Source organism: Microbispora sp. NBC_01389 (genome assembly GCF_045040095.1).
Taxonomy (GTDB): Bacteria; Actinomycetota; Actinomycetes; order Streptosporangiales; family Streptosporangiaceae; genus Microbispora.
Genome location: NZ_CP109552.1, coordinates 481620 through 495369, shown reverse-complemented (window position 1 = coordinate 495369; position 13750 = coordinate 481620). Strand labels below are relative to the sequence as shown.

The following is a 13750-nucleotide window of genomic DNA, read 5'->3' as shown; positions in this document are numbered from 1 at the left end:
TCCCCGCCTGTGGGCGGGGAGCGGCGCCGCGTCGCGTTCACGACCCTCGCGACCGGTCAGGCCGGCATGGAGACCAGGAACTCGCAGTCGCCGAAGGCCACCTCGTCGCCGGCCCTGACGGTGGCGGGGCCGACCAGACGCCAGCCGTTCAACCGGGTGCCGTTCATCGAGCCGAGATCGACGAGCAGCCAGGAGTCGTCCTGCCGCCGTAGCTCCGCGTGCATCCGGGAGACGGTCAGGTCCGCGAGAACCAGGTCGCAGACGGATCCGCGGCCGACCAGATAGCGGGCACGTCCGTCCGTGGGCAGGGCGAGGCGGGGCAGCCGCGGGCGCCGCCAGGCGGTCTCGAGGCGGCTGCTCAGCTCCGACACCGAGGCGACCGCGTCGGTGATCCTTCTGCGCCAGCGCCCGCGCTGCGGGAGATCGGCGACCAGTTCGTCCAACTCGCCGCGGCTGCGCGCCCGAAGCGCCAGGTCAACCCGGCCGACGAAGGTCTCCATGGACAGGCGTCCTTCGGCGGCCCGGTCGCGGAGTTCGCTCAGCGCACGCTCGCGGTCCCCGTCGGAGGCGCGCACCGGGGGAGAGCTCATGACTGGAGTATCCGCCGCAGCGGTCCGGGGTGTCCAGAAGACGCCGTATTCCCCGCCCGCTGCGCCGTCGCGCACCCGTTCCCTCGCTGTGCGTGATCACATTCAAGCCGCATTCGGGAAACCTGACAAGATCGGTTATCTCCAAGAGCAAGATCCTTGTCATGTGCCGAACGTGCATTCCGATCGGATAGATCGTCTTTGACACTCTATTTGTCGGTATTCCCTACTAAGGAGAGAACGTTGCTCCGCTCCCTCCTCCGTGTCCGGTGGTTGACCGCCGCTCTCGTCGTGGCTTTCGTCGCGGTGTCCGGCACGACCCCGGCGAACGCCGTTCCGCACCCCCCGCCGACAGGCGGGGTGCACACGACGGGCTACTACGGCCTCACGACGCACTACACCGGCTCGATCACCAACACCCGTGGCTGGTCCATCACCTGGAAGCTCCCCTCGCTCAGCAACCACAGCACCGCCTGGGGCGCCGTCGGGCAGTGGTACTACGGCTTCGAGGCCGGCATCTACCACGGCCCGGGTTCCTGGTCCGTCTACTACCTCGGCGACAAGGACGGCACCACCGAGAACAACCCCCTCTGCGACGCCAGCATGTGGTGGGGTGAAGGGGGAACCTGTGGAGGGGTCATGACGAACCTGCCCGCCGGGCAGGAGCTCACCTTCACCTACGAGTGGTGCGACGCCAACCACACGGCGAACGTGAACGGCGCCAAGTTCTGTCTGTACGTCGACCTGAAGGACGGCGTGGGCAAGCGGTTCCTGGCGGCGACCGCGCGGGTGACGAGTCCCCCGAGAACCGTGGAGATGTACGCCCACGACATGGAGGACTTCTCCGACTCCGGCCCCGCCTACACGCTTCCCGACGTCAGCTGCTCGCAGCCGACGGTGATGAAGGCGCAGTCGGTGAAATCCACGTCGGGCATCTGGAGCACCCTGACGGGCAGCAAGTGGACGTTCGACGACGTCACACCCAACTACAAGTTCCAGAACATCAACACCTCGGCCAACCCGGCCACCTGGCAGTCGTGCAGCGGCTGACCTGATCCGCACCGACCGGCTCCACTGATCCCGGCCCGCGGCACCGCCGCGGGCCGGGACGGTGCACGGGGGTTACTGCCGGCCGAAGTCCTGCGTCCAGTAGTTGCCGGAGGCGACGTATCCGACGCCGATGTCGGTGTAGGTGCAGTTGAGCATGTTCTGCCGGTGTCCGGAGCTGTTCATCCAGCCCTGCACCACCGCCTCGGCCGAGGGGTAGCCCATGGCGATGTTCTCGGCGGCGGCGCGGAAGGAGTAGCCCGCGGCCTTGATGCGGTCGGCGAAGGAGCGGCCGTCCTTCGACGTGTGGTCGAAGTACTTCTGCGCGGACATGTCGGCCGAGTGGCCGTACGCGGCGGTGCGAAGCCGCGCGTCGTGCTTCAGCGGGCCGCAGCCCGCCTTGGCCCGCTCGACGTTGGTGAGGCGGACGACCTCGTTCTCGACGGCGGTGCCCACCGTCGAGCCGCCCGTCGAGCCGCCCGTCGGAGAGGCGCTGGGCGCCTGACTGACGGTGGGCTGCGCGGACGGGCTGGGGGCAGCGGTCCCGGGGGTGGGAGTCCCGGGGGTGGGAGTCCCAGGGGTGGGAGTCACCGGGCCGGGCGTGGGGGTGGTCGCCGAGGGACTCGGCACGGGCGTGGGGGAGGAGCAGTCGAGCCGCACCGGCTTCGACCGCGACACGTGGCCGCGGTAGTCGGTGACGAAGCTGTAGTAGACGCCGTCGACGCAGGTCGTGGTCACCGTGACCCGTGCGTTGCGGACCGCCTTCGAGCCGCTCTTGACCACGCGGTCGGGGCCCGGCCTGCTCTTCAGGATCCGGACCCGGAACCGGGCGCCGTTCTCGCAACCGGCCCGCGAGCCCGCCGCGCGGATCTTCCCGTCCACGGCGACGTACGGCTTCGCGGCGGCGACCCGGCAACCCGCGTGCTGGGTCTCGGCCTGAGCGGGGCCGGCGGACATGCCGATGGCCACGACGCTCCCGAGGCACAGGGCCGCTCCGAGCGCTCTGTTCACGATCATTCTCCAGTGGGGGTTAGACGCTGGGGAAGTCGTCATTATGGTGCGCTCCGACCTGACATGTCCGAAAAAATCACCCCAACCCCTGGAATATCTACCCTCCCTTAAGCCTCACTTATCCCCCACACATCACGCGATGTCGGACAATCCGCAGGTCACGGGCAGGTTACGGCGAGAGGGCCGCCTTAAGGTCCGGTCAACCGTCGAGGAGCGCCGCGAAGCGGCGGGTGGAGCGGCCGGTGGGTGGTACGCGGCGGCCGGGGGAACGGCGCGGGGGGCTCAGCGCTCCGGAGAGGTGCTGTCCTGCCGGGGAAGGGGAGCGGGCCGTTCCGGGCGCGCGTCCGCCATCGCCTCGGCCAGGCGGGCGGCGGTCAGGTCGTACCGGAACGTCATCAGCACGCCCACGAGGGTGATCAGTGCGGGCACCGCCGTCACGCCGATCATCACGGCGACGTGGGCGCTCTCGGGCTGGGTCACCGGGTGGTCGGGATCGGACGACAGGAAGCCTCCGGCGCTCAGCACCCAGCCATAGATGGTCGCGCCCAGCGCCGCCACCGCGTTCTCCACGGCCGTCCACAGGCCCGTGAAGACGCCGCCCCTGCGCTCGCCGCTCACCACGCCGTCGTGGGCGATCACGTCGGCGAGCATGGAGTACTGCAGCAGTTGCAGACCGGCGTAGCCGATGCCGACGATCATCACGCACAGGTGCGCGTACAGGGCGCCGAGGGCCGGCGTCGCGAGGAGCAGCAGCCCGCCGCCCGCGAACATCGTGCCGGAGAGGATCATCGCGCCGCGCTTGTCGAGCCGGCGGGCCAGCCACACCCACAGCGGCATGGTGATCAGCATCGGGCCGACGAGCGCCGCGAAGAGCGTGGTGGTGGCGCCCTTGTCGCCGATGATGTAGGCGGCGAAGTAGGGCGAACCGGCCAGCATCACGCCCACCGCGAGCGTCTGCGCCGAGCTCAGCCCGAGCAGCCACATGAACGGCCGGCTCGTGCGGGCCGCGGCCAGTTGCTCCCGCAGCGTCCCCTCGGACTTCTGCTGCCCGGTGAAGGGGGCGCGGGCGGTGCCGAAGAACGAGGCCAGCATCGAGGCGAGCAGGACCAGGCCGAAGACGACGCCCATGGTCCGGTATCCCCCGGCCGTCCCGCCGGCGATCGCGGGCGCGAGGATGCCGCTCATCGCGATCGAGATCGCGATGAGGACCATGCGCCACTGCAGCAGCGAGGTCCGCTCGTGGTAGTCCGTGGTCATCTCCGCCGGCATCGCCTTGTACGGCACCTCGTACAGGGCGTATCCGGTCGCGGCGGCCAGGAAGGTGAGACCGACGTACACGGCGGCGGGCGCCCCGGTCAGCGGCGGCCCGGCGAACATCAGGGCGAACGACACCGGCAGCACGACCGCACCGGCGAGCAGCCAGGGACGGCGGGGACCCCAGCGCGAGACTGTACGGTCCGACCAGCGGCCGACCAGCGTGTTGGCGACCAGGTCCCACGCCTTGGGGAGGAAGAGCACGACGCCCGCGAGCGCGGCCGGCACCGCCAGCACGTTCGTCATGTAGAAGAGCAGCAGCAGCCCGGGGATCGTGGAGAAGTTGGCCGTGCAGAACGAGCCGACGGCGTACCCGAGGCGCACACCGAGGGACACGGCGGAGGGGGAGGGCGTCGCCGCGGTGGGGGCCATGGCGTCATTCAAGCCGAGCGCGGGCCCGGCCGGAAGATCTCCCCGGCAACGGTTCGGCGGCTAGTCGCGTACGTCGGGGCAGACGACGTGCGCGCCGATCTCGATCAGGCGGCGCTCGGTGTGCGCGTCGGCGACGCGGGCCATGAGCACCGGAGCCTCGCTCGCCGCGAGCTGCGGCAGCCGGGCGCGCACGCGGCGGTGCAGTTCCTTCACGATGTCGTCGGCGACGGGAGTGCGCACCTTGACGTGGAGCATGATCCCCCACAGGCCCGCGGCGGTCCGCGCCTCGCAGATCCACACGTGGTGGATGAGGGGATACTCGCGCAGCAGTTCGGCGATCGCCACCCGGAGCGCGGGCAGGATCGGGTGGCTCGTTCTGCGGTAGCCGGGGTCGACGACCTGCATCGCCCCCGACAGGTGCTGGCGGGGCGCCGGGATCCACTGCGACGGCGGCCCGGCGGGCGCGGCCGGAGCCGGAGCGGGTGGCGGAGCGGCCGGGCGCGCGGCCTGCGCGCGGGTCACCGTCGCCATCGCCCCCGTGGCGTACGCCGTGGGGACGGGCGAGCCCAGGGCCGACAGGGCCGGCGCGGGGCCGGTGCGGGTCGCCTCCAGGTAACGCCGGAGGTCGTCGATCGGCACCGCGGCGGCGGCGGGGCCGGCCGCGTCGATCACGATCTCCCGCACGCCGGTGACGCGCTGGATGTCGAGGACGGTGTCGGCGTCGCACGCCGACAGGGAGTGACTGCCACGGTGCCGGGCGTACGTCGCCTCGGACGTGTAGCCGAGCAGAACGCGTTCGCCGTTCTGCGTCGTGCCGAGCACCACGGAGCGGTCGGGGCGGACCGCCACCAGGATGCCCCACTCCGCGAGAGCCGCCAGGAGCTGATGGGGGCTGCCATGTCGCGCGAGAACGTCGCCCAGGGAGGGGTTCCCGATGCTCATAGCCAGCACGATAGGGACTGGACCATGGCGAATCAGGCTAATCCCCAAGAATAGGTGCGATCAATACCAAGATGGCGACAGTCCGGATGGGATCTCGCGGGGCGGGGTACACCGACCGACTGGGCATGTACATGAGGGAGTCTCACGACTCCCCTCCGTCACAATGGCACCCTCCGCTCCGGCCCCTCCTCGGCGGCGCCGGCCTGGCGGAACCAATGGTGTCCGGGCGCCGATCTGAGACCGGGTCGTCGTGCCGCCGCGACGCCTACGTGACCTTGGCCGTCTCGTATGCCGGGCTCTCGTGAGGACTTTCACAAGCCCCCGATAGACTCGCGTCGTCCAGGCAGTCGCACCTCACGAAGGACTCATCCAGTGACCAAGCCCGTCGTACTCGTCGCAGAAGAGCTCTCCGAAGCGGGCCTCGCCGTGCTCGGCGCGGATTTCGAGGTCCGTCAGACCGACGGCGCCGACCGGTCGCAGCTGCTGCCCGCCCTCGCCGACGTGGACGCCCTGATCGTCCGCAGCGCCACCCAGGTGGACGCTGAGGCCATCGCCGCCGCGCCGAAGCTGCGCGTCGTCGCGCGGGCGGGCGTGGGCCTGGACAACGTCGACGTCGAGGCCGCGACCAAGGCCGGCGTCATGGTCGTCAACGCGCCCACCTCCAACATCACCAGCGCCGCCGAGCACACGGTCGCCCTGATCCTCGCCAGCGCCCGCAACGTCGCCCAGGCGCACACCGCGCTCAAGGCCGGCGAGTGGAAGCGCTCGAAGTACACCGGTGTCGAGCTGGACGAGAAGGTCGTCGGCATCCTCGGCCTCGGCAAGATCGGTCAGCTCGTGGCGCAGCGGCTCCAGCCGTTCGGCGTGGAGCTGATCGCCTACGACCCCTACCTGCAGCCGGCCCGCGCCGCCCAGATGGGCGTGCGGCTGGTGTCGCTGGACGAGCTTCTCCAGCAGGCCGACTTCATCACCGTTCACCTGCCCAAGTCGAAGGAGACCGTCGGTCTCATCGGCGACCGCGAGCTGCACATCGTCAAGCCGACCGTCCGGCTGGTCAACGTCGCCCGCGGCGGGATCATCGACGAGAACGCCCTCTACTCCGCGCTGAAGGAGGGCCGTGTCGCGGGCGCCGGCGTCGACGTCTTCGCCAAGGAGCCCTGCACGGACAGCCCGCTGTTCGAGTTCGACCAGGTCGTGGCCACGCCGCACCTCGGCGCCTCCACCCACGAGGCCCAGGAGAAGGCCGGCACGCAGGTCGCCCGCAGCGTCAAGCTCGCGCTGGCCGGGGAGTTCGTGCCCGACGCCGTGAACGTCCAGGGCGGCGCGGTCGCCGAGGACGTCAAGCCGGGCCTGCCGCTCACCGAGAAGCTGGGACGCATCTTCACCGCGCTCGCGGGGGAGGTCGCGACCCGCCTGGACGTCGAGGTCCGCGGCGAGATCTCCGCGCAGGACGTGCGGGTGCTGGAGCTGGCCGCGCTCAAGGGCGTCTTCTCCGGCGTGGTGGAGGACGCGGTGACCTACGTCAACGCGCCGCTGCTGGCCAAGGACCGCGGGGTGGTCGTCGAGCTGGTCACCAGCGCGGAGAGCCCCGACTGGCGCAACGTCATCACGGTCCGCGGCGTGCTCGCCGACGGCCGTACGGTCTCGGTCTCGGGCACGCTGTCCGGCCCCCGGCAGATCACCAAGATCGTCGAGGTCAACGGCTACGCGATGGAGATCGAGCCCACCGAGCACCTGGCGTTCTTCACCTACGCCGACCGCCCCGGCATCGTGGGCACCGTCGGCCGCCTGCTCGGCGAGCGCGGCGTGAACATCGCCTCGATGCAGGTCTCCCGTGACGTGAAGGGCGGCAAGGCGCTGATCGCGCTGACCGTCGACACCGCGATCCCGTCCGAGGTCGTCGAGCAGATCGCCGGGGAGATCGGGGCCGACAGCGGCCGCTCGGTCGACCTGGAGGACTGATCTCCCGGAGTCCGGTCACCCGGAAGCCGGGTTGTCCGGAAAAACCGTCGAGAACGGCCCGGCGCGCGTGCGCCGGGCCGTTCCGTTCTCCGCCGGGTCCCGGATCGGCGTCTCACGATCCGAGATACTAGGTCGTCCTAGGAGATTCTGGGGTACTGTCTGGGTTGACGCCCCGCACGTGACACCTGCCACGACGGAGCCTGATCAGGGCGGGCCGGTCCGTCGTGGAGCGTGGCGTCGTCGGCCTTCGGCCCACCTGTGCCGCGTGACCCGCGGTCCACCGGTGGCCGGTGTACCCGGATCCGCGACGCGTGGGGACGCCCGGACGACGTACGGATCCGCATCCACTCCTCGGTCGAAGTGAGATTCGCCATGTACGAGATGTATCCCTGGAACCGCGCCCCCGTGAACCGCGCCGACGAGGCGGAGGACGAGGCGGCCGCGGCCCTGCAGATCGCGCTGGACCGCCGCGACAACGGGGGCGTACCCCAGCGCTGACCCCGGACGCTTCGGTGACGGCAGTGGACCGAATGGTGAGATCGGTGTTTCGGTCTCCGAGACAACCGGTAAGGTGAACGCATGGAGTCGAGCAACATCCGCCTGGCAGTCATCCCCGGTGACGGTATCGGCACAGAGGTCGTCGCCGAAGGCCTCAAGGTCCTCAACGCCGCGGGCGTCAAGTCCGAGACCACCGAATACGATCTCGGCGCCAGGCGTTACCACGCCTCCGGTGAGACGCTTCCCGACGAGGTGCTCGACGAGCTGCGCGGATACGACGCGATCCTCCTGGGCGCGGTGGGCGACCCGAGTGTGCCGCCCGGCGTCCTGGAGCGCGAACTGCTGCTGCGCCTGCGCTTCGAGCTCGACCACTACGTGAACCTCCGCCCGGTCAAGCTGTTCCCCGGCGTGGCGACCCCGCTCGGGCAGGCGGGCCCCGAGGACATCGACATGGTCGTCGTCCGGGAGGGCACGGAGGGCCCGTACGCCGGGGCGGGCGGCGTCATGCGCCGCGGCACCCCGCACGAGATCGCCACCCAGGAGTCGCTGAACACGGCCTACGGCGTCGAGCGCGTCGCACGTTACGCCTTCGAGAAGGCCCTCGCCCGGCCGCGCCGCAAGCTGACCCTCGTGCACAAGACCAACGTGCTGACCTACGCGGGCGACCTGTGGGCCCGCACCGTCGACCGGCTGAGCCTGGAGTTCCCCGAGGTCGAGACCGACTACTGCCACGTCGACGCGGCCTCGATGTTCTTCGTCAGCCAGCCGCAGCGCTTCGACGTCATCGTCACCGACAACCTGTTCGGCGACATCCTGACCGACATCGGCGCGGCGGTGGCGGGCGGCATCGGCCTCGCGGCCAGCGGAAACGTCAACCCGGCCCGTACGGCGCCGTCCATGTTCGAGCCCGTCCACGGCAGCGCCCCCGACATCGCCGGCCAGGGCAAGGCCGACCCGACCGCCACGATCCTCTCGGTCGCCATGCTCCTCGACCACCTCGGCCACGCCGGGACCGCGGCCCGCGTCGAGCAGGCCGTGGCCGACGACCTGGTCGAGCGCCAGAGCGCCTGGACCGCCCGGTCCACCCGTGAGATCGGCGACGACATCGCCGCCCGAGTAGCCGGCTGATCCCGGCCGCTCACCCAGACGACGCGCATGGCGGCCCGGTATGGGCCGCCATGCGCTTTTTCATACCTGTCGAATGCCCTAGTTTTCCCTTAGCCGACTCGTCGCACAATGACTACGACGACGAAGAGAGAAGGACCTCGCCATGACCACCCACCTCAGGTTCGACGTGCAGCACAACCCCCAGGCCCGCGGTGCGGCCGAGCGTGAGCGGATGCTGGCGAGCCCCGGCTTCGGCCAGGTCTTCACCGACCACATGGTCTCCATCGACTACACCGAGGGGGCGGGCTGGCACGACGCGAGGCTCCAGCCGTACGGCCCGCTGGTCCTCGACCCCGCCACCGCGGTGTTCCACTACGCCCAGGAGCTGTTCGAGGGGCTCAAGGCCTACCGGCAGTCGAACGGCTCGATCGTCGCCTTCCGGCCGTACGCGAACGCGGCGAGGTTCAACCAGTCGGCGGCCCGGATGGCGATGCCCGCGCTGCCCGAGGAGACGTTCGTCGAGTCGCTCGAACTCCTCGTCCAGACCGACCGCGAATGGGTGCCGACGACCGAGGGCCACAGCCTCTATCTACGCCCCTTCATGATTGCCACGCAGACCGCGCTGGGGGTGAACCACCCGTCGCAGAACTACACGTTCATGGTCATCGCCTCGCCCGCCGCGTCGTACTTCACCGGCGGCCTGAAGCCGGTGTCGGTCTGGCTGTCCACCGAGTACACCCGGGCGGCGCCCGGCGGCACGGGGTTCGCCAAGTGCGGCGGCAACTACGCGGCGGCCTTCGTGGCTCAGCGGCAGGCCGTCGAGGAGGGCTGCGACCAGGTGGTATGGCTCGACGCCTTCGAGCACCGGTGGGTCGAGGAGATGGGCGGGATGAACCTGTTCTTCGTCTTCGGCGACCGCCTCGTCACCCCCTCGCTCACCGGGACCCTGCTGCCCGGCATCACCCGTGACTCGATCCTGAGCCTCGCCGGCGAGCTGGGCTACACGGTCGAGGAGGGCAAGATCTCGATCGAGGACTGGCAGGCGGGCTGCGAGTCGGGCGAGCTCACCGAGGTCTTCGCCTGCGGCACCGCGGCGGTCGTCACTCCCGTCGGCTCGGTGAAGGGCACCGACCGGAGCTGGGCCGTGGGCGACGGCACTCCGGGACCCGTCACCATGCGGATCCGCGAGGAGCTCGTCGGCATCCAGTACGGCGCTCGCCCCGACACCCACCACTGGGTGCACAAGATCTGCTGACGCGGTTCGCGGGCGGCCCGCGCCGGGCGCGCGCTCAGCCGCGGCAGGCCGCGCCCCTTCCGAGGAGAGACAGCGACAGCAGCCCGTCGAGCAGGCCGGCGCCCCTGCCCACGCCGACCCCGGCGCCGACCCTGCCGTCGACGCTCAGCAGGGGCCGGGGATCCGGGCACGGCGCCGCCGGAACGGCGACAGGGGCCGCGACGGGCGGCGGCGTGGGTGTGGGGGTCACCGTGACCGTGACGGTGACCGTGGGCACCGGAGCCGGTCTCGCGGCGGGCGTCGCCGAGGGGCTGGGGCTCACGGTCACACGCGGGCCGGCGATGGTGACGTGCTGGGTGATGTTGCAGACCCGGGCGCGCCGGCACAGCGCGTTCTGCACGTTCGAGGAGCCGCCGGACGTGTTCGCCGAGGTGTGCTGGTAGCCGTGATTGCGGGTGGAACCGCCCGTGGCCGACCTGTCCCCGGGAGGGTCGCCCGGTCGCTCCCCGCCGGGGGCCCGCACGACATTCCGCTCGGCGCGGTCGTGTCCGTTGTCGGCGGCGGCGCCCATTGGCGCGACGCCGGTGATGAAGGCGGTCGAGGCCGAGGCGCCGGCGACGAGAAGACCGGCGACCCTTCCTGTGAAAAACGCCCCGCCGCGCCGGTGAATCATTCGTCGCCCCCTGCTTTCCAATCGGGCGGTCGGCCCGCGAACAAGAACCGATTCGCGAGCGTACTCGTCAGCGGAACGCCGATCATGAGTCCGGCGCCTTCATGGCGGGTTATTACTCCATCATTGCCGTGGCGCGGCCGGACGCCGCGGCTCAGTTCTTCCTGACGAGGGTGAGCCCGTCGGCGACGGACAGCAGCACGCTGGTGACCCTGTCGTCACGTGCGACGAGGTCGTTGAACTCCCGCATGACCGGGACGTTGCCCCCGGCGGCGGGGTCGATGATCGCGCCGTGCTGGAGCGTGTTGTCCACCGCGATCAGGCCGCCGGGCCGCAGCCGGGTCAGGACCTCCTCGTAGTAGACGGGGTAACCCGCCTTGTCGGCGTCGATGAAGGCGAAGTCGACGTGCTCGTCCGGAGGCATCGCCCGCAGCGTGTCGGCGGCCGGGCCGAGGCGCAGTTCGATGCGGCTGCCGAGGCCCGCCCTCGCCCAGTAGCGCCGGGCCACGTCGGTCCACTCCTCGCTCACGTCGCAGGCGATCAGCCGGCCGTCGGCGGGCAGCCCCCTGGCGATGCAGATGGAGGAGTATCCGGTGAAGGTCCCCACCTCGACGGCCAGCCGGGCGCCGCTGATCTGGACCAGCAGGGTGAGCAGGGTGCCCTGCTCCGGGGCGATCTGCATGGTGCTGCGGTCGCCCATCAGCCTGCGGGTCTCCTCCGCCAGTTCGGCGAGCAGGGCGTCGGGCGGCGTGGTGTGCGCGGCGGCGTACTCGGCGACGGCGGGTGCGATGAATTCGGCGGCCTTCATAGTGATCACTCTAAGCTGTGGCCCGCTGAGCTGGGCGGACACTCGCGCACATCTCGTAAGATGAGATCGATGTGCCAGAGGGCCACCGGCTGTGGCAAACTGCTGAGCACCATGAACAACGGTCTGCTCATTATCGGCAGGCGCGCCGGCTGAAGGACATCGCCGGCGCGCAGACCTCTCACGTCCGTGAGGGGTCTTTTTGTTTGGGCCCCGCACCGGTGAACACGAGCCCGTGAACACAGCTCGGCGAACACAGCTCGACAAACGCAGCTCGGCGAACACAGCTCGACAAACGCAGCTCGGCGAACACAGCCCGGTGAACAGAACGCGCGGCGACCCGCGACCCGCGAAGGAGACACAGAGATGGCCGACGACCGCTTCCACGTGTACGACACGACGCTCCGGGACGGGGCCCAGCAGGAGGGGCTCAACCTGAGCGTCGCCGACAAGCTGGCCATCGCGCGGCACCTGGACGGCCTCGGGGTCGGCTTCATCGAGGGCGGCTGGCCCGGCGCCAACCCCAAGGACACCGAATTCTTCCGGCGGGCTCAGACCGAGCTCGACCTGAAGCACGCGCAGCTCGCCGCGTTCGGCGCGACCCGCCGGGCGGGCGTGAAGGCCGCCGACGACCCTCTGGTGGCCGCACTGCGCGAATCCGGCGCGCCGGTCGTGACGCTTGTCGCCAAGAGTCACGACCGGCACGTCGAACTGGCTTTGCGGACCACGCTGGAGGAGAACCTCGCGATGGTCCGCGACACGGTCTCCCACCTGGTCACGGAGGGCCGGCGGGTCTTCCTCGACGCCGAGCACTTCTTCGACGGCTACCGGTCCAACCCCGCGTACGCGCTGGAGGTGCTGCGCACGGCGGCCGAAGCCGGGGCCTCGGTGATCGCGCTGTGCGACACCAACGGCGGCATGCTCCCCGACGAGCTGGCCGACGTGGTGCACGACGCGGTCGGCACGGGGGCCCGCGTCGGCATCCACTGCCACGACGACACGGGCTGCGCGGTCGCCAACACCCTCGCCGCGGTCAGGGCAGGCGCCACGCACGTGCAGGGCTGCGCCAACGGGTACGGCGAGCGCTCCGGCAACGCCAACCTGTTCACCGTGGTCGCGAACCTCCAGCTCAAGCGGGGCTTCGATCTGGTGCCGCCGCAGTCGCTGCGCGACATGACCCGCATCGCGCACGCGATCACCGAGGTCACCAACGTCACGCCGAACTCCCACCAGCCGTACGTCGGCATGTCGGCCTTCGCGCACAAGGCGGGCCTGCACGCGTCGGCGATCAAGGTGGACCCGAACCTCTACCAGCACATCGACCCCGCCCAGGTCGGCAACGACATGCGCATGCTCGTCTCCGACATGGCCGGTCGGGCCTCGGTCGAGCTCAAGGGCCGCGAGCTGGGCTACGAGCTCACCGGCGACCAGTCGCGGTGGCTGGTCGAGCGGGTGAAGGAGCTGGAGGCCAGGGGGCACACGTTCGACGCCGCCGACGCGTCCTTCGAGCTGCTGCTGCGTGACATGGTCGAGGGCGGGCAGCGGCGTCACTTCACGGTCGAGTCGTGGCGGGTCATCGTCGAACGCCGGCCGGGCGGCGACGTGGTCAGCGAGGCGACCGTCAAGCTCCACGCCAAGGGGGAGCGGATCGTCGCGACCGGCGAGGGCAACGGCCCGGTGAACGCGCTCGACCGCGCGGTGCGACTCGGCCTGGAGAAGCTGTACCCTGAGCTGGCCGAGGTCGAGCTGATCGACTTCAAGGTGCGGATCCTCGAAGGCACCCACGGCACGGACGCGGTGACGCGGGTGCTGATCACCTCCAGCGACGCGACCGGCGAGTGGGCCACGGTCGGTGTCGCGGAGAACGTCATCGAGGCGTCCTGGCAGGCGCTGGAGCAGGCGGTGACCTATGGTCTGCTGCGGGCCGGGCACAGCGCCTGATCTCCGCACCAATGGACGAACCGGGATGATCGGATCGCGATCGGATGCTCACGGGATGTGAGTTAACCTCTGTGGTTTTAGTGACATTTGGTCTAGTTAGTGCTTAGATAGGCGAAGCTCCTGAGGCGGTCTTCGCCACGATCGGCGATCCCGGGCCACGGTTCCAGCCTCAGCGTCCATGCTCTGGCTCAACGGAGGGTGACGGCAAGAAGCATCTGCGCACCGAACCCGTACTTTCGCGCGCCCGCCCGGCTTCTGAT

Annotated in this window: 12 protein-coding genes; 6 read left to right on the top strand and 6 right to left on the bottom strand. The window is 70.3% G+C overall.

Features of this window, described 5'->3' with window-relative positions:
- Positions 1–56 precede the first annotated feature (56 nt).
- Positions 57–590 carry a DUF1707 and FHA domain-containing protein gene (locus tag OG344_RS02370; RefSeq protein ID WP_327047604.1) on the bottom strand — a complete coding sequence of 178 codons (534 nt, stop codon included), beginning with the start codon at positions 588–590 and terminating at the stop codon, positions 57–59.
- Between the two features lie 240 nt (positions 591–830).
- On the opposite strand from OG344_RS02370, the gene OG344_RS02365 reads away from it, so the two are divergent.
- Complete coding sequence (locus OG344_RS02365; RefSeq protein ID WP_405086772.1) at positions 831–1637, top strand: hypothetical protein; 807 nt, start codon at positions 831–833, stop codon at positions 1635–1637.
- A 72-nt stretch (positions 1638–1709) separates the two neighbouring features.
- On the opposite strand, the gene OG344_RS02360 is transcribed toward OG344_RS02365, so the two are convergent.
- The 3 genes from OG344_RS02360 to OG344_RS02350 all read right to left on the bottom strand — a co-directional run bounded on the left by OG344_RS02360 (position 1710) and on the right by OG344_RS02350 (position 5273).
- Entirely contained in the window at positions 1710–2645 is a 936-nt protein-coding gene (locus tag OG344_RS02360) for a CAP domain-containing protein (RefSeq protein WP_405086771.1), read from the bottom strand.
- A 282-nt stretch (positions 2646–2927) separates the two neighbouring features.
- Positions 2928–4331, bottom strand: a complete 1404-nt coding sequence (locus OG344_RS02355; protein WP_405086770.1) for an MFS transporter — start codon at positions 4329–4331, stop codon at positions 2928–2930.
- A gap of 60 nt (positions 4332–4391) precedes the next feature.
- Positions 4392–5273, bottom strand: a complete 882-nt coding sequence (locus tag OG344_RS02350; protein WP_405086769.1) for a hypothetical protein — start codon at positions 5271–5273, stop codon at positions 4392–4394.
- Between the two features lie 372 nt (positions 5274–5645).
- Between OG344_RS02350 and serA the strand changes: the two genes are divergently transcribed.
- The 4 genes from serA (at position 5646) to OG344_RS02330 (ending at position 10095) form a co-directional block, all read left to right on the top strand.
- A complete protein-coding gene (gene serA / locus OG344_RS02345) occupies positions 5646–7235 on the top strand; it encodes a phosphoglycerate dehydrogenase (RefSeq protein ID WP_405086768.1) in 1590 nt (529 codons plus the stop codon).
- Positions 7236–7607: 372 nt separating this feature from the next.
- Positions 7608–7733: a hypothetical protein gene (locus OG344_RS02340; RefSeq protein WP_405086767.1), complete on the top strand. Its 126-nt coding sequence runs from the start codon at positions 7608–7610 to the stop codon at positions 7731–7733.
- Between the two features lie 81 nt (positions 7734–7814).
- Entirely contained in the window at positions 7815–8861 is a 1047-nt protein-coding gene (locus tag OG344_RS02335; protein WP_327047597.1) for a 3-isopropylmalate dehydrogenase, read from the top strand.
- A gap of 142 nt (positions 8862–9003) precedes the next feature.
- Positions 9004–10095 (top strand): branched-chain amino acid aminotransferase, encoded by a 1092-nt coding sequence (locus OG344_RS02330; RefSeq protein WP_405086766.1) that lies wholly within the window; start codon positions 9004–9006, stop codon positions 10093–10095.
- Between the two features lie 34 nt (positions 10096–10129).
- Here the strand turns inward: OG344_RS02330 and OG344_RS02325 are convergent, their stop codons facing one another.
- Both OG344_RS02325 and OG344_RS02320 read right to left on the bottom strand, forming a co-directional pair.
- Positions 10130–10747 (bottom strand): hypothetical protein, encoded by a 618-nt coding sequence (locus tag OG344_RS02325; RefSeq protein ID WP_405086765.1) that lies wholly within the window; start codon positions 10745–10747, stop codon positions 10130–10132.
- Between the two features lie 151 nt (positions 10748–10898).
- Positions 10899–11552: an O-methyltransferase gene (locus OG344_RS02320; protein WP_405086764.1), complete on the bottom strand. Its 654-nt coding sequence runs from the start codon at positions 11550–11552 to the stop codon at positions 10899–10901.
- A gap of 363 nt (positions 11553–11915) precedes the next feature.
- Between OG344_RS02320 and cimA the strand changes: the two genes are divergently transcribed.
- The gene (gene cimA, locus OG344_RS02315) at positions 11916–13490 is read left to right on the top strand and encodes a citramalate synthase (protein WP_405086763.1); all 1575 of its coding nucleotides are present in this window, start codon (positions 11916–11918) and stop codon (positions 13488–13490) included.
- The last annotated feature ends 260 nt before the right edge of the window (positions 13491–13750 follow it).

What these genes read in the sequence shown, in the direction of transcription:
- OG344_RS02320 (WP_405086764.1), bottom strand. Translation starts at nt 11,552, where the DNA reads ATGAAGGCCGCCGAATTCATCGCACCCGCCGTCGCCGAGTACGCCGCC.
- OG344_RS02335 (WP_327047597.1), top strand. Translation starts at nt 7,815, where the DNA reads ATGGAGTCGAGCAACATCCGCCTGGCAGTCATCCCCGGTGACGGTATC.
- OG344_RS02350 (WP_405086769.1), bottom strand. Translation starts at nt 5,273, where the DNA reads ATGAGCATCGGGAACCCCTCCCTGGGCGACGTTCTCGCGCGACATGGC.
- cimA (WP_405086763.1), top strand. Translation starts at nt 11,916, where the DNA reads ATGGCCGACGACCGCTTCCACGTGTACGACACGACGCTCCGGGACGGG.
- OG344_RS02355 (WP_405086770.1), bottom strand. Translation starts at nt 4,331, where the DNA reads ATGGCCCCCACCGCGGCGACGCCCTCCCCCTCCGCCGTGTCCCTCGGT.
- OG344_RS02370 (WP_327047604.1), bottom strand. Translation starts at nt 590, where the DNA reads ATGAGCTCTCCCCCGGTGCGCGCCTCCGACGGGGACCGCGAGCGTGCG.
- OG344_RS02325 (WP_405086765.1), bottom strand. Translation starts at nt 10,747, where the DNA reads ATGATTCACCGGCGCGGCGGGGCGTTTTTCACAGGAAGGGTCGCCGGT.
- OG344_RS02330 (WP_405086766.1), top strand. Translation starts at nt 9,004, where the DNA reads ATGACCACCCACCTCAGGTTCGACGTGCAGCACAACCCCCAGGCCCGC.
- OG344_RS02340 (WP_405086767.1), top strand. Translation starts at nt 7,608, where the DNA reads ATGTACGAGATGTATCCCTGGAACCGCGCCCCCGTGAACCGCGCCGAC.